The organism is Streptomyces sp. NPDC007264, from assembly GCF_042869095.1.
Classification (GTDB): Bacteria; Actinomycetota; Actinomycetes; order Streptomycetales; family Streptomycetaceae; genus Streptomyces.
In genome coordinates, this window is record NZ_JBIAFD010000018.1 from 1 (window position 1) to 14,212 (window position 14,212).

General features: G+C 71.0%; 14 protein-coding genes and 2 pseudogenes. 13 read left to right on the top strand and 3 right to left on the bottom strand.

The window, feature by feature from the left end; translation table 11 throughout:
• Window positions 1-109: 109 nt before the first annotated feature.
• Both ACFYMU_RS26585 and ACFYMU_RS26590 read left to right on the top strand, forming a co-directional pair.
• Window positions 110-754 (top strand): HAD family hydrolase, encoded by a 645-nt coding sequence (locus tag ACFYMU_RS26585; RefSeq protein WP_388378021.1) that lies wholly within the window; start codon window positions 110-112, stop codon window positions 752-754.
• A gap of 301 nt (window positions 755-1,055) precedes the next feature.
• Window positions 1,056-1,127 (top strand): annotated as a pseudogene (locus ACFYMU_RS26590) (DNA-binding response regulator); the annotation flags it as partial.
• Between the two features lie 55 nt (window positions 1,128-1,182).
• Here the strand turns inward: ACFYMU_RS26590 and ACFYMU_RS26595 are convergent.
• The gene (locus tag ACFYMU_RS26595) at window positions 1,183-2,133 is read right to left on the bottom strand and encodes a hypothetical protein (protein ID WP_388378024.1); all 951 of its coding nucleotides are present in this window, start codon (window positions 2,131-2,133) and stop codon (window positions 1,183-1,185) included.
• Between the two features lie 175 nt (window positions 2,134-2,308).
• On the opposite strand from ACFYMU_RS26595, the gene ACFYMU_RS26600 reads away from it, so the two are divergent.
• From ACFYMU_RS26600 to ACFYMU_RS26650, 11 genes and pseudogenes are all read left to right on the top strand, one after another.
• A complete protein-coding gene (locus tag ACFYMU_RS26600) occupies window positions 2,309-3,520 on the top strand; it encodes a histidine kinase (RefSeq protein WP_388378027.1) in 1,212 nt (403 codons plus the stop codon).
• Window positions 3,508-4,158 carry a LuxR C-terminal-related transcriptional regulator gene (locus ACFYMU_RS26605; RefSeq protein ID WP_388378030.1) on the top strand — a complete coding sequence of 217 codons (651 nt, stop codon included), beginning with the start codon at window positions 3,508-3,510 and terminating at the stop codon, window positions 4,156-4,158. The genes ACFYMU_RS26600 and ACFYMU_RS26605 overlap by 13 nt, the downstream gene beginning before the upstream one ends.
• Before the next feature lie 51 nt (window positions 4,159-4,209).
• Window positions 4,210-4,482 (top strand): annotated as a pseudogene (locus ACFYMU_RS26610) (transposase family protein); the annotation flags it as partial.
• 81 nt (window positions 4,483-4,563) lie between these two features.
• A complete protein-coding gene (locus tag ACFYMU_RS26615; protein WP_388378033.1) occupies window positions 4,564-5,286 on the top strand; it encodes a VC0807 family protein in 723 nt (240 codons plus the stop codon).
• A gap of 705 nt (window positions 5,287-5,991) precedes the next feature.
• Complete coding sequence (locus ACFYMU_RS26620) at window positions 5,992-6,552, top strand: MFS transporter (protein WP_388378395.1); 561 nt, start codon at window positions 5,992-5,994, stop codon at window positions 6,550-6,552.
• Window positions 6,521-7,693 carry an acetoin utilization protein AcuC gene (locus ACFYMU_RS26625; protein ID WP_388378035.1) on the top strand — a complete coding sequence of 391 codons (1,173 nt, stop codon included), beginning with the start codon at window positions 6,521-6,523 and terminating at the stop codon, window positions 7,691-7,693. Before ACFYMU_RS26620 ends, ACFYMU_RS26625 begins: the two co-directional genes overlap by 32 nt.
• A 132-nt stretch (window positions 7,694-7,825) precedes the next feature.
• On the top strand, window positions 7,826-8,641 hold the full coding sequence (locus ACFYMU_RS26630; protein WP_388378038.1) for a phosphatase: 816 nt from the start codon (window positions 7,826-7,828) through the stop codon (window positions 8,639-8,641).
• Between the two features lie 129 nt (window positions 8,642-8,770).
• Window positions 8,771-8,983 (top strand): helix-turn-helix domain-containing protein, encoded by a 213-nt coding sequence (locus ACFYMU_RS26635; protein WP_004984898.1) that lies wholly within the window; start codon window positions 8,771-8,773, stop codon window positions 8,981-8,983.
• Window positions 8,984-9,125: 142 nt separating this feature from the next.
• Window positions 9,126-9,224, top strand: a complete 99-nt coding sequence (locus ACFYMU_RS26640) for a 30S ribosomal protein bS22 (RefSeq protein WP_003948845.1) — start codon at window positions 9,126-9,128, stop codon at window positions 9,222-9,224.
• Between the two features lie 288 nt (window positions 9,225-9,512).
• A complete protein-coding gene (locus ACFYMU_RS26645) occupies window positions 9,513-10,574 on the top strand; it encodes an NAD-dependent epimerase/dehydratase family protein (protein ID WP_388378040.1) in 1,062 nt (353 codons plus the stop codon).
• Window positions 10,575-10,588: 14 nt separating this feature from the next.
• Window positions 10,589-11,644: a lysophospholipid acyltransferase family protein gene (locus ACFYMU_RS26650; protein WP_388378043.1), complete on the top strand. Its 1,056-nt coding sequence runs from the start codon at window positions 10,589-10,591 to the stop codon at window positions 11,642-11,644.
• Between the two features lie 80 nt (window positions 11,645-11,724).
• Here the strand turns inward: ACFYMU_RS26650 and ACFYMU_RS26655 are convergent, their stop codons facing one another.
• Together ACFYMU_RS26655 and ACFYMU_RS26660 are read right to left on the bottom strand one after the other, a co-directional pair.
• On the bottom strand, window positions 11,725-12,945 hold the full coding sequence (locus tag ACFYMU_RS26655) for a DUF5667 domain-containing protein (RefSeq protein WP_388378045.1): 1,221 nt from the start codon (window positions 12,943-12,945) through the stop codon (window positions 11,725-11,727).
• 274 nt (window positions 12,946-13,219) lie between these two features.
• Window positions 13,220-13,996, bottom strand: a complete 777-nt coding sequence (locus tag ACFYMU_RS26660) for an ECF subfamily RNA polymerase sigma factor, BldN family (protein ID WP_388378049.1) — start codon at window positions 13,994-13,996, stop codon at window positions 13,220-13,222.
• Window positions 13,997-14,212 lie beyond the last annotated feature (216 nt).

Consider the following 14,212-nt stretch of genomic DNA (forward strand, 5'->3'; position numbering starts at 1 on the left):
CGATGGTACTGCAGGGGGGACCCTGTGGGAGAGTAGGACACCGCCGAACTAATTGTGGGAAAGCCCCGCACCTCATGGTGCGGGGCTTTCTGCGTCTAGGCTCGTGTTCATGCGCTATGACCTCGTGATCTTCGACAACGACGGCGTCCTCGTCGACAGCGAGCCGATCTCCAACCGGCTGCTCGCCGCCTACCTCACGGAGTTGGGGCACCCGACGAGCTACGAGGACTCCCTGCGCGACTACATGGGCGCCGCCATGCACCGCGTGCACGACACGATCGAGGAGCGCACGGGACGGAAGCTGCCGGCCGACTTCGACGACGTCTTCCACGCGCGTGTCTTCGCGGCGTTCGAACGGGAGCTGAGGCCCGTCGCCGGGGCCGTGGACGTGCTGGAGAAGCTGGCGGCGGACGGGGTGCCGTACTGTGTGGCGTCCTCCGGGAGCCACGAACGGATCCGGGTCGGGCACCGGACGACGGGGCTCGACCGGTGGTTCGACGACAGCCGGATCTTCAGTGCCCAGGACGTGGGGCGGGGGAAGCCCGCACCCGACCTGTTCCTTTACGCCGCCGAGCGGATGGGAGTCGCGACGCGGAGGTGCGCCGTCGTCGAGGACAGCCCGCTCGGGGTGCAGGCGGCGGTCGCCGCCGGTATGGACGTGTACGGGTTCACCGCGATGACACCCGCCGGCAGGCTCACCGATGCCACGCACCTCTTCGCCGGCCTGGAGGAGTTGGTCGGCCTGCTGATATGACCCCGGACCTACACGGGTCGCGGGACCGACACTGAGCTGCTTCGAGCGGGCCACCGATCGGGTGACGGTCCGTGAAGCGCAACGAGCGAGGCCCCCGGGCAGTTGATCGAGATGTCTGACGTCTGAAGGTCCTACGCGAGCAGCATCCGGACGGCTGGCTGCTGTGGCTCTCGCCCGCGCTGCCGGGCCGCTCCCACGACCTGACCTCCCCCAGCCTTCGGCCGGGGGCACCCCCAGCCCGCACCCACCGGATCATCCGCATCTGCGAGCGCCAAGGCGTCCCCGTCCTGGCCGTGGCGGCGCCCCGCCGGTCGACGAGGACCTCGACCGCCTCACCCGGCGCGCACGGGAGGTCCTGCCCCTCACCGCCCGGGTGGGCGACGGCGCGTCGGCTGGTGTGAGCCTCCGGGGACGGACCGAGTCGGGTGTCAGCGTGGGCGGAAGAGGTGGGCGAGGTTGAGGACCACCAGTCCGGCCCAAGAGATGAGCAGTGCGGTGGTCCCGCCGGGAGTGAAGGTTGTTGCGACGGTGCCGAGGATCAGTGAGAGCAACAGGACCCTGAGCTCCGCCCTTCGGTCGCGGACCACAGCTCGCTGAAGAGGGCCGGGCTCCGCCAGCCGCTCGGCGCACAACTCGTCGAACGACGCGACGACGCGGTCGTCGATCCGGTCCCCGAGCCGTTCGACGAACAGGTCCACGATGGCGTTCTCGCCCCCGACTTCCGGGCGCTCGGCGGGCTGGGGGCGTGTTGCCGGTGCCGGGGGTTGCTCGGTCATCGTGGTGTCCTCCAGAGGTGTGGGCGTGGGCGTGGGCGTGGGCGGGGGCGTGGCGGCAGCACCCGCAGTGACATCGGGTCGGCGATGGTGGGGCGGACGATCGTGGCTGGGGAAGCCGGGGAAGCCGGGGCGGCAGGAAGCGGTGGCCAGCACGACGCACAAGGCCGCCATCGGTAGTTCCGCGACGGCGGCCATCGCGATCGCTGCGGCGAGTTCGGCTCCGCGGGCAGAGGTGACGATGTCGAACCAGGCGTCGACGATCAGCAGCGCGGCGGTTGCCGCCGCGGTGAGCGGGTGCCGAGGATCCCGGCGCAGCAGCAGTGCTCCGGTGGCGGTGAGGCCCAGGGCCTCCAGCGCATCCAGCCCCACCCACGCGGCCGACCAGTGCGGGACGCTGGGTGCGGTGGGCAGCGTGGCCGCCAGCACGAGCAGCCAGGGCAGCAGCGCGAGGCCGCACCCGATCAACGCCATGCCGGGCCATCGCCTCCTGTCGATGGTGCCTTGCTCGCGCAGCACAGCGGTGCGCGACAAGAAGAGCACGTCCGCGACGGCGGCGGGCAGCGCGTCCGCAGCGCCGCAAGCCGCCGAATCGACGAGGGCCATGGGGCTGCGTCTCCTCCCGGATGCGGGCTTGTGTGCCTTACCTGGACAAGCTTTCCTGCGGCGGGTGGGCGCGTCGGTAACGCGAAGGTCCGACTTGGGGGTGGTACTGGCTTCACCATCGATCCGGATGCACGGTGCATGGCATGTGCGTCACCAGGCGTTCTACCGTCGAGTCATGAGGAGTTCCCGGACGCTGCGACGCGCATTACTTCGAGCGCGACGGGACACCGGCTTCGTGGCAGCCGGGATTCCGCTGCACCTTGCCCTGGCGTCGCAGTGGGTCTGGGGCGTGGCCATCGTCCTGAAGGCGAACGCGTGGGCCGTGGTCCCGATACCGTTCGCGCTGTTCCTCGTCGGCGTTCCGGCGCTCACCGTTGTTCAACGACACCGTTATCGAGCGTTGCTCGGTGTGGACGTCCCCCGGCTGACGCCGACGCCGGAACGATGGTGGCCCAGGCGTGCCCTGCGGTGGCTGTCCTCGGCCCAGACCTGGCGACAGGTCGGATACCACCTCCTGCTCGGGCCGTTGCTGGCTGCTATGGAACTGCTCGTGCTCGCGGCGTGGGCCGCGGCGGTGGCGGGCGCCACCGCCTTCGGGTACGCCTCCGCGCTGCCGGTGGACCAGGCGTCTTTCTGCACCGTCGGCGGCGTCGTGCTGCTGTGCAGCGCACCCTGGCTGGCCGGGGCGACGGCCCGGACCGAGGCACGGCTCGCGCCGGCGCTGCTGGGGCCGAGCCGGAACGAGCGGCTTCGGCAGCGTGTCGAGCACCTGGTTGAGAGCCGCACCGACCTGATCGAAGCCGTCGACAGCGAGCGCCGCCGCATCGAACGCGACCTGCACGACGGCACCCGGCAGCGCCTGGTCTCCCTCGCGGTCAATCTGGGACTGGCCAGGGCAACCCTCACCGACCTGCCGGACGACGCCCGCACCGCCATCGACGAGGCGCACCGCGAGGCGAAGGAGGCCATCGCTGAACTCAACGACTTGGTCCGCGGGTTGCACCCCGCGGTCCTCGAAGACCGAGGGCTGGATGCTGCGTTGTCCGGCCTGACCGCCCGGGTATCGTTGCCGGTAGGCCTGCGCGTCGACATCGGAGAGCGAGCAGCGCCCGTCGTGGAGTCGGTCGCCTATTTCGTGGTCTCCGAGGCGCTGACCAACGTCACCAAGCACGCCCGCGCCACCCGCGCGGAGGTGACCGTCGAACGGATCGGGAAGGTGCTGCGCGTGAACGTCACCGACGACGGGATCGGTGGCGCCGACGCCTCAGCCGGCAGTGGGTTGAACGGACTGGCCAAACGCGTCGGCTCCGTCGACGGGACGTTCCGCGTCAGCAGCCCCGCCGGGGGCCCGACCACCCTCACCGTGGAGCTGCCGTGCGAGCTGTGATCGCCGAAGACTCGGTGCTGCTGCGCGTCGGGCTCGTCAAGGTGCTCGAGATGGCCGGCTTCCTGATCGCAGCCGACGTGGGTGACGCGGACGCCCTGTTGACCGCGGTCGAGCAACACCGGCCCGAACTTGCCCTGGTCGATGTCCGCATGCCACCGGCCTTCACCGACGAGGGAGTGCGCGCCGCGCTGGTGATCCGCCGCCAGTGGCCCCGAACGGCGGTGGTTCTGCTCTCGCAGTACGTGGAGGAGCGGTACGCGGCCGATCTGCTGACCGCCCACACCAACGGTGTCGGCTACCTGCTCAAGCAACGTGTCGCCGACGTGGAGGAGTTCATCGCCGCGGTACGGCGGGTCGCGGACGGCGGCACGGCGCTGGATCCCGAGGTCGTCGCCCAGCTGCTGCTGCGCCGCCACAGCGACCCGTTGGAGCGGCTGACGCCCCGTGAACGGGAGGTGCTGGCGCTGATGGCCGAGGGACGCTCCAACGCGGGGATCGCCGAGGCACTGGTGGTCAGCGACAGCGCGGTCGCCAAGCACATCAACAACATCTTCGCCAAACTCGGCCTGCCCGCCGCCGACGCCGACCACCGACGCGTCCTCGCCGTACTGCGATTCCTCGGGGTGCCCCCGAACTGACCGTGGCCGCGACCTCGGCGCGGCTGAGGAACTCGGTCGCGAACCGGCGGGCGTGGTGCTCGTCGCCAGGGCGTCCCCGTCCTGGCCGACCTCGCCTACCAGGGCGGTGGCCCCTGGCTGACCACGCGCATCAAACGCAGGCCCCTGCGGGAACTCACCCCTACCGAGAAGACCGTCGACCGGGCTCCGGCCGCGGCACGGGCACCGGTCGAACGAGGCGTGGCCTGCCCGAAGTCCTGGCGGATCTGCCGCAGGTCCCGCTGCGGCCCCAACCGCATGACGTCAATCGCCGAAGCCATTCTCACCCTGGAGCGGCAACGCTGAAGAGGCTCACTGACAAGTGTCATGCGCAGCTGCGGACGATCGTTTCTACTGCCGAACCCCCTCGGCGGCCAAGCTGAGGGCATGACGACGAACACGGTTTCCCAGGGCCAGGGCCAGGGCCAGAGTAAGAGCAAGAAGAACGCCATCCTCCCGCTGATCATGGACGTGGCGGTGCCCGTCGGGTCGTACTACCTGCTCAAGAACGGATGCGGACTGAGCACGCTCGTGGCGCTCGCCGCCAGCAGCGTCGTGCCGGCCGTGCGCACCGCGTGGACCGCGGCCAGGGACCGGAAGGTCAACGCGCTCGCCGCGCTCATCCTCTTCGTGAACGTCGTCGGGCTGCTGCTCACCTTCGTCTCCGGCGACCCGCGGCTGATGCTCGCCAAGGACAGCGGGGTCAGCAGCGCCATCGGAGCAGGGATCCTGGTCTCCGTGGCCCTGGGCAGGCCGATGATGAGCGCCGCCATGAAGCCCTGGCTGGTGAAGGGCGAGGCCGGCAGGGAGGCCGCGTGGGCGCGGCTGCAGGACGGATCTGCGGCGTTCCGGCGGGCCGAGCGGCTCTTCTCGCTCGCATGGGGCGTGGTGCTCCTCGGTGAGTGCGTCGTGCGGGTCGTGGGGGCCTACACACTCCCCGTGGACACCATGGTCTGGCTCGGCTCCGTCGTCCTGATCGCCGCGATGGCCCTGGGCTTCCTCGTCAGCGGGGCCCTCGCGGCCGGCCCCATGGCGGCCATGCTCACCGCCGAACTGAAGGCGGGCGAGGCCGAGGCGGCTCGGCCGGCCGTCCCCGCGGCCGCCGGGTGAAGCTGAACAAAAGTCATCTTCGGCTGGATCTACCCACCGGTAAGCCGGGGCCCTACGCTCGCCGCCATGACAGATGTGCTGCGGCGCGGCAGGGCCTCGCTGGCGTTCGCCTTCTCCGCCCAGGGCGCCACCTTCGCCCTGCTGGTGACCCGGATTCCGGCCATTCAGGACCGGTACGGAGTGTCCGACGCCCTGCTTCCCGTCTTTCTCGCCGCGGTACCGGTGCTGGCCGGTGTCGGCAGCGTGGCGACCGAGCACCTCGTCAAGCGGGTGCGGCCCAGCGTGCTGCTGCGCTGGTCGCAGCCGGTGGTGCTGCTCTCCCTGCTCGGCGTCGGAGCCGGGCGTCAGGTGGTGGAACTCGCGCTCGCGATGGCCGCGTTCGGGCTGGCCGTGGGCGCGCTGGACGCCTCCATGAACATGCTCGGGGTGAGCCTCCAGCGGACGTACGGGCGCAGCATCATGCTCGGTTTCCACGCGACGTACAGCCTCGGCGGGATCGTCGGTGCGTCGCTCGCCTGGGCGGGCGCACACTGGCATCTGGCGCTGTGGGTGTCGTATCTGCCCGTCGTGGCGGTGCTGCTGCCGGCCGCGCTGGCCGGCAGCCGGTGGTACGTCGACGGGAGCGAACCCGCGGTGGAGGCACCGGAGCCGAGCGGAAACGCCGGCCCCGTCGTCTTCCGGCTGCTGCTGCCGCTCTGCCTGGTGATGACGTTCGCCTACATCGGGGACTCGACGGTCTCCAACTGGAGCGCCAAGTACCTGCAGGACACGCTCGGAAGCTCGGAGCAGCTGGCGACCGTTCCGTACAACGTCTACATGGTCACCACACTGCTGGGCCGGTCCATCGGGGACTTCGGGGTGCGGCGGTTCGGGGCGGCGGCCGTCGTACGGCTCGGCGCACTGCTGTCGGCGCTCGGGTTCGCGGTGGTGGCGGGGGCGCCCGGGGCCTGGGTGGGGATGCTCGGGTTCACCCTGCTGGGTCTCGGGCTGTGCGTGCTGGTGCCGCAGACCTTCGCGGCCGCCGGGCGGTTGTTCCCCGGCGCTTCGGACGCGGCCGTCGCGCGCCTGAACATCTTCAACTACGTGGGCTTTCTGATCGGCTCCCCGTTGGTGGGCGCGCTCGGGGACGCCTGGAACTACCGCGGTGCCATGCTCGTGCCGATGGTGTTGGTCCTGGTGACGTTGGCGTATGCCGGATCGTTCGCGCCCGTGGGGGACCGATACGGTGGCGGACATGAGCGGGCGCGCACAGCTGATGTGGGATGAGGCGGTCACGGGCTACGACTTCGGTCAGGACCATCCGATGGATCCGGTCCGGCTCGCGCTGACCAGGAAACTCGTCGACACCTTCGGGCTCGACCGGGACGCCGGGGTGGTCTCGGCGAAACCGGCGGGCGACTCGACGCTGCGGCTGGTGCACCAGGAGGAGTACGTGCGGGCCGTGAAGGCCGCGTCGGCGGACCCGGCGTCGGCCGACGGGGCGTACGGACTGGGCACCACGGACGACCCCGCGTTCGCCGGGATGCACGAGGTGTCCGCGCTGATCGCCGGGCAGTCGGTGGGGGCGGCCGAGGCCGTGTGGCGTGGGGAGGCCCTGCACGCGGTGAACTTCGCGGGCGGGCTGCACCATGCGATGCCGGGCGGCGCCTCCGGGTTCTGCATCTACAACGACGCCGCGCTCGCCATCGCCCGGCTGCTGGAACTGGGCGCCGAGCGGATCGCCTACGTGGACGTCGACGTGCACCACGGCGACGGTGTGCAGGCCGCCTTCTGGGACGATCCGCGGGTGCTGACGATCTCGCTGCACGAGCACCCCCGCACCCTCTTCCCGCAGACCGGGTGGCCGGAGGAGACGGGCGGCGAGCACGCGCCGGGCAGCGCGGTGAACGTGGGGCTGCCGGCCGGGACGGGGGACGCCGGGTGGCTGCGGGCCTTCCACGCGGTGGTGCCGGAGCTGATCGCCGACTTCCGGCCGCAGGTGCTGGTCACCCAGCACGGCGCCGACACCCACTTCGAGGACCCGCTCGCGCATCTCGCCGTGTCGCTGGACGCGCAGCGGGCCGTGCAGACCGCCTGTCACGACCTGGCCCACGAGCACACCGACGGGCGCTGGGTCGCGCTGGGCGGGGGCGGGTACGCGGTCGTCGAGGTCGTCCCGCGGTCGTGGACGCATCTCGTGGCGATCGCGGCGGGCCGGCCGATCGCGCCGGAGACCGTGATCCCCGAGAGCTGGCGGCGGGAAGTGTTCGCCCGGACGCGACAGTTGGCGCCGGCGCGGATGACCGACGGACGGTGGCCGGTCGAGTACGCGGACTGGGAGGGCGGATACAACCCGGCGGACCGGCTGGACCAGGCGGTGCTCGCCACACGCAAGGCGGTGTTCCCGCTGCGCGGCCTGCTGCCCTGAGCGCTCCGCCGGCCGTGACCCCGTCGCCCGTGCTCGGGCGGCCGTGGCGGAGGGTGGCGCGATTACGCCGACTGTGGGGTGTTTCCCACCTTTCGGGCCTGCGGTGACGGCGAATGGGCCAGCATCGCTGACGTGTTGAGCACCGGAGCGCTGCGTGCGCATCTGCTGGCCGCCCGGCTGGCCGGGCCCGTGGCCACCTCGCGCGAGGAGAGTCTGCGCAGCTATCGGCTCTTCGCCGCCCGTGACCCCCGCGTCCTGATCGGTCTGGACCCCGAAGGACGGTGGGCGCAACGGGAGGTGCTGGCGTTGATGGCCGACAGGTGTGGGGTCTCGGCCGATCCCCGGCACACCTCCGGCCACGACGTGATCGACCCGGAGCGCACGCTGGAGGCCCTCGACGCCTTCGCGCGGCGGATCGGCAAGGCCGCGCGGGACAGGGTGCCGGTCCTCCTCGGCACCGGACACCCGCACCGACTGCTCGGTTTCTACGCCGCGCTCGCGGACGCTCTGTCGGCGGCGGGATGTGCCGTTCTCACCCCGGCGCAGGGTCGCTGTGTCGACATAACGACCCGGTTCGGTCTACGCACGTACAACCTTGATTACGTACGAGGTGTCGCGTTCGTGCGGAAACCGGGGCCCGGGGCCGCCGGTTGTGAGACCGGCGCACACACCCACTCGCCGCTCCCGGTTCGGACCGTGCTGGCGGTCGCGGCGGAGGCCGGCGGGTCGCTGCCCGAGCTCGTCATCGGGGACCACGGATGGGTCTGCGGGGCAGGTCAGCTGGGTTTCGACGTCATGGGCCTGGCCGACACGGACGATCCGGCGCCCTTCGTCGGGGAGGCGGAGGGGCGCGTGTCCGTCGTCGTTCCACTTGATGACGCAGTGCGGTCCGCTTACTACCGACCGCTTACTCGCTATGTACTCAATCGGGCGTGTCTGTCACAGTAGGCCGCCGATGCCATCCCCTCTTCCCCACTTGCATCACCCGCCCCTAGTCTGGGGAGTGAGCACGCAACGACGAAGAGTCACCGGAAGGGGAAGCCGGTGGCCGTCGAGTGCGGAAGGTTCAGGTGTGTCATGGCTGCAGCTGGCGAGAGGCCTCTGAACGAGGTTCAGTTCCTGACCGTGGCGGAAGTCGCCTCGGTGATGCGAGTGTCGAAGATGACCGTGTACCGGTTGGTGCACAGCGGTCATCTGCCGGCGATCCGGGTGGGAAGGTCCTTCCGGGTGCCGGAACAGGCGGTTCACGAGTACCTTCGCGAGAGTTACGTGGGGGTGGAGACGGCCTGACGACAGCCCGGCAGGGCCCGTCGGGACCTGCCGGGTCACCTCGATTACGACCTCAGCGCTCGGGCGGGTAGGCTAGCCCCTCGTAGGTCGTATGGGCCCATGGCGCCCAGCACCGAGTGATGAGAAGTGAGCGAGGGTAGTCGTGGGCTCTGTTATCAAGAAGCGGCGCAAGCGGATGGCCAAGAAGAAGCACCGCAAGCTGCTCAAGCGCACTCGCGTTCAGCGTCGCAACAAGAAGTAGGGCGCGGCCCGCAGGGGCGCCCTTGCTTCTGTGCGCGAGCGCGCACACGATGACCCCCCACCGTCGGTGGGGGGTCATCGTCGTTCCCGGCCGGATACGGTCGGGTGCGGCCGGTGGGTCCGAATGGCTGGGTCTGATCGCACGGACGGGGGTGTCGTCACGTGCTGCATCAGGCGGTCATCACAGCGCAACATCGACCCGATAAGTTGGCCGCACACGGGGAACCCGGCAGGCTGGCGGGCAGAGCTGCGTCCACCACCGGACGCGACGGGAAGAGAGGCGCTGATCTTGGGGAAGGTCGTGCTCGTGACCGGAGTGGCCCGCCGGCTCGGCGGCCGGTTCGTACGGCGGATCCAGCGTGACCCGGACGTCGACCGCGTCGTCGCGGTCGACGCGGTCCCGCCCGAGCACCATCTGGGCGGCGCCGACTTCGTCCGGGCCGACATCCGTCAGCCCACCATCGCCCGTGTGCTCGCCGAGCACTCCGTCGACACGGTCGTCCACATGGACGTGACCGGCACACCGCTGGGCAGCGGCAGCCGGGCCACGGTCAAGGAGACCAACGTCATCGGCACCATGCAGCTGCTCGGCGCCTGCCAGAAATCCCCGACCGTCAAGCGGCTCGTGGTGAAGTCCAGTACCAACGTGTACGGTTCCGCGCCCCGCGACCCGGCCGTCTTCACCGAGACGACCCCGCCCAAGTCGCTGCCCAGCGGAGGCTTCGCCAAGGACACCGTCGAGGTCGAGGGGTATGTGCGGGGCTTCGCGCGGCGCCGGCCCGATGTCGCCGTGTGCGTGCTGCGCTTCGCCAACATCCTCGGCCCGGGCGCCGATTCGCCGCTCGCCTCGTACTTCTCGCTGCCGGTGCTGCCCACCGTCTTCGGCTACGACCCGCGGCTGCAGTTCGTCCACGAGGACGATGTGATCGAGGTGCTGCGGATCGGCTCCCACGAGCCGCGGCGCTCCACGCTCAACAGCGGCACCTTCAACGTCGCCGGTGACGGGGTGCTGCTGCTGTCGCAGTGCGCGCGCCGCCTCGGCCGGCCCACCGTGCCGCTGCTCCTGCCCGCGGTCACCTGGTTCGGCTCGGCGCTGCGCACCCTGGGCATGACGGACTTCTCACCCGAGCAGATCCGGCTGCTCACCCATGGCCGGGTGGTGTCGACGGGCGAAATGCGTGAGACGCTCGGATACGAGCCCAAGTACACGACCGCGGAGACCTTCGCGGACTTCGCGCACAGCCGCGGCCCCGGACTGTTGCCACCGGAGGCCCTCGCGGGGGCCGTCGACCGGATTGCCGCACTGCCCGTCCTGGGCGGCGGCCACCCCCCGACGCAGAGCGCCAACTGAGGAGCGCATCAACGATGGCGGACGCCAAGGTCATTCCGTTCGACGACGACCGGTCCCGCTCAGCCGCCGCGCAGCGGCCGCCGCGGCGCCGGGGCGCGGGGAGCCGGCGCAAGGGCGAGCCCGCGGCGGTCCGTGAGGTCCAGCCCCTGCCCGACCGGGGGAACCCGCAGGATGATGGTCCTGTGACAGCTGAGGAGCCGCCGCCGGCCGGGCGCCGCGAATCCCGGGGAGGGGGCCTGGAGCGGCGTATCGCCGGGGGCCTGGCCTTTCTGCGGCGACGTCTGACGGGTGACTACGAGGTCGACGACTTCGGTTACGACGAGGAGCTGACCGACCAGGTCCTGATGTCGCTGCTGCGGCCCCTGTACGAGAAGTACTTCCGGGTCGACGTGAAGGGCATCGAGAACATCCCGTCGAAGGGCGGGGCGCTGATCGTCGCCAACCACTCCGGCACGCTGCCGCTGGACGGCCTGATGATGCAGGTCGCCGTGCACGACAACCACCCGGCGGGCCGTCATCTCAGGCTGCTCGCCGCGGATCTGGTGTTCGTGCTGCCGGTCGTCAACGAGCTGGCCCGCAAGGCCGGCCACACGCTGGCGTGCGCGGAGGACGCCCAGCGGCTGCTGGAGCGCGGCGAGGTGGTCGGGGTGATGCCGGAGGGCTTCAAGGGCATCGGCAAGCCGTTCAGCGAGCGCTACAAGCTGCAGCGCTTCGGCCGTGGCGGTTTCGTCTCCACGGCACTGCGCGCCGGGGTGCCGATCGTCCCGTGCTCCGTCGTCGGGGCCGAGGAGATCTACCCGATGATCGGCAACGCGAAGACGCTGGCCCGCGTGCTGGGCTTCCCCTACTTCCCGATCACCCCGACGTTCCCGTGGCTGGGACCGCTGGGCGCGGTGCCGCTGCCGACGAAGTGGACGATCCAGTTCGGTGAGCCGATCCCCACGGACGGCTATCCGCCGGAGGCGGCCGAGGACCCGATGCTGATGTTCAACCTGACGGACCAGGTCAGGGAGCAGATCCAGCACACCCTGTACAAGCTGCTGGTGCAGCGCAGGTCGGTCTTCTTCTGAACCGCGGAGTGCCGCCCACGAGGACGGGGCGCCCCTGGCGAAAGGGGCGCCCCGTCCTCGTACGCGCGACGTGCGTGGCGTTACCTGCTGTCCTCGCTGTCGATGCCCAGCCCGGGCAGGAGGCCCGGGAGCAGCGGGGGAAGGGTCACATCCGGTGCGGTGGTCGGGCTGCTGGTCGACGACGGCGAGCCGCTGGCGCTGTCCTTCGGCGGGTCCAGCAGGCCGCCGGTGCTGCCGCCGAGCAGGCCGTCGCTGCCACTCGTGGACGTGGACGGCTCGGGCCGGCCGTCCTGGCGGCTGCCGGTGGTGGAGCCGCCGGTGCCGCTGGGCGCCGGGCCGCCGGTGCCGGTGGCGCCGGTGGTGTCCGCCCCCGGGTCCTGGTGCCGGCCGGAGCCGTCCTGGGACGGCGACCGCGGCAGCAGTGACTGGAGGGGGGCCACCTCCTGGTCTATGGCGTCGAACACCGACGAGACCTGCTCACTGACGTCGCCCAGTTGGACGGGCAGCCGGTCGCGCAGGGCGCCCCAGGCGTCGCGGTGGGACTCGGAGAAGGTGGAGAGCGCCTCGATGGGGCCGAGCGAGCCGTTGCGCTCGTATGCCTCGTGCAGCAGGCGGTGGCCTTCGGACGCGTCGTGCTGCACGCCGGACAGGGTGCGGCGGATCTCACCGAGGGACTCGTGGTCGAGGTGGCCGCCGCGGCCGCGCTCCATCAGCCGCCGGGCCTCGTTCAGCCGGGTCGACGCCTGGTCGAGATAGACCCGGCCGCGGTCGACGTCCCCGTCGGCCAGGCCGAGCTTGACGTCCTCGATGCCGCGTTTGAGGCCGTAGAGGGAGTCACCGGGCAGGGCGTCGGAACTCGCGGCGGCCACTCCGCCGAAGGAGGCCGCGGCGACACCCACACTGAGCCCGCCCGCGGCGAGGCCCTTGGTGAGCCGAGTACGCGGCCGGAACTTCCCCAGCGAGCTCGCCCGGTGAGCGCCCCGACCGCGTGCAGAACCCTGCCGTGGCACGGTCCGCTCCGGCGCTTCGCCCCCCGCGGCCGTGCCCTCCCGGAGCATGGCCTCCATCGCGGCCACCAGCTGCGCGCGCTGGACGACCTTGACCTCGGGATCCAGCTCCGGCCGGGGCAGCGCGCCGAGATGGGCCGTGAGGGCCAACAGCCGGGCCTGCTCGGTGCTTTCCGCGGCGGCCGGGGCCGGTCCTCCGGGCCGCTGGGCCGCCGTGCCCTGGTCGTCGGACTGCTCCTCCAGGGCCTGGGCGAAGGCGCTCGCCCGCCGGTGTGCCGATACGTTCGCGATCACTGGCGGCACCTCCTCTCGTCATGACGGTCGACTCCCCAGGGGTCCTGAGGGTTGCACCCCCCGACCACGTCCACACGATCGAGTGATCGGGGGCGATCGAAGGATGACCGCAGGGAGCCTGTATCCCGCACAACGAGCGGCTCGGCACTTGGGTTACGGACGACGGATGATCGGACCACGAAGTCAACCGACTTGTACGTTGGGTGAGTTGGGGTGGCGGAGCGTATGCGGCGCGGGGGCGCTCCGGTGCGGCCCGCCGCCGCGGCGGGCCGCGTCAGCGGGCGTCTTCGGGCAGGAGCCGGGCGAGGGTGCGGACCGCCCGGTACTGCAGGGTCTTGATCGCGCCTTCGTTCTTGCCCATGACACGGGCGGTCTCGGCGACGGAGAGGCCCTGCAGGAAGCGCAGGGTCACGCATTCCTGCTGCTGGGGGTTGAGCCGCCGCACGGCGTCGAGCAGCGCGGCGTTGGAGAGGGACTCGAGGACGGAGTCCTCCGGGGAGCGCTCCACCTCGTTGGCGTCGAGCATCTCCCCGGTGGTCACCTCCAGCCGGAAACGGCTGGACTTGAAGTGGTCGGCGACCAGGTTGCGGGCGATGGTGACCAGCCAGGCGCCGAAGTCGCGCCCCTGCCAGGTGAAGGTGCCGATCCGCCGCAGGGCGCGCAGAAAGGTCTCACTGGTGAGGTCCTCGGCGGTCGCCCTGCCTCCCACCCGGTAGTAGATGTAGCGGTACACGGTGTCGCTGTACTGGTCGTACAGGCGCCCGAAGGCTTCGGCCTCGCCGGCCTGGGCGCGCTCCACGAGGTCCATCATGCGGGCGCTGTCACTGTCCGCGGCCGGGCGGCGCGCGGGGGTGGCGGTCGAGGCGGGGCGGCCCCGCCTGCTGCCGACCGCGGCGCTGCCGTCCGCCAGTGCGTAGCACGGGCCGACGGGGGCAGCGGTGGCGAAGGCGGGGACGGCGTACGCGGTGGGGACGAAGCCTCGCAACAGGTCGTGGACCGTTGCGCGCAGCGTAGCCAGGCCCGAGGCGTCAACCCCGACGTGTGGGTACACGGGACTCCCAGAGGCAGAGCTTCCATCACGTGCAGTGCGGAACCATTCACCCGTCGTGGCGACGGTGGGTACCGGTATGCGTCTGAGGAGAATAACGCTTAGTACAGGCAGCGCTACACCCAGTTGCTCAAATCACCGATTACGTCGCTTCTGTAACCGATTGACGCCCGCCCAAATGCCGCTTAGTGACCGCTTGTTGACCGAACGAGTCTGTCT

Excerpts from the sequence above, each read along its gene's own strand:
- ACFYMU_RS26585 (WP_388378021.1), top strand. The coding sequence starts at position 110 with ATGCGCTATGACCTCGTGATCTTCGACAACGACGGCGTCCTCGTCGAC.
- ACFYMU_RS26595 (WP_388378024.1), bottom strand. The coding sequence starts at position 2,133 with ATGGCCCTCGTCGATTCGGCGGCTTGCGGCGCTGCGGACGCGCTGCCC.
- ACFYMU_RS26600 (WP_388378027.1), top strand. The coding sequence starts at position 2,309 with ATGAGGAGTTCCCGGACGCTGCGACGCGCATTACTTCGAGCGCGACGG.
- ACFYMU_RS26615 (WP_388378033.1), top strand. The coding sequence starts at position 4,564 with ATGACGACGAACACGGTTTCCCAGGGCCAGGGCCAGGGCCAGAGTAAG.
- ACFYMU_RS26620 (WP_388378395.1), top strand. The coding sequence starts at position 5,992 with ATGACGTTCGCCTACATCGGGGACTCGACGGTCTCCAACTGGAGCGCC.
- ACFYMU_RS26625 (WP_388378035.1), top strand. The coding sequence starts at position 6,521 with ATGAGCGGGCGCGCACAGCTGATGTGGGATGAGGCGGTCACGGGCTAC.
- ACFYMU_RS26635 (WP_004984898.1), top strand. The coding sequence starts at position 8,771 with ATGGCTGCAGCTGGCGAGAGGCCTCTGAACGAGGTTCAGTTCCTGACC.
- ACFYMU_RS26650 (WP_388378043.1), top strand. The coding sequence starts at position 10,589 with ATGGCGGACGCCAAGGTCATTCCGTTCGACGACGACCGGTCCCGCTCA.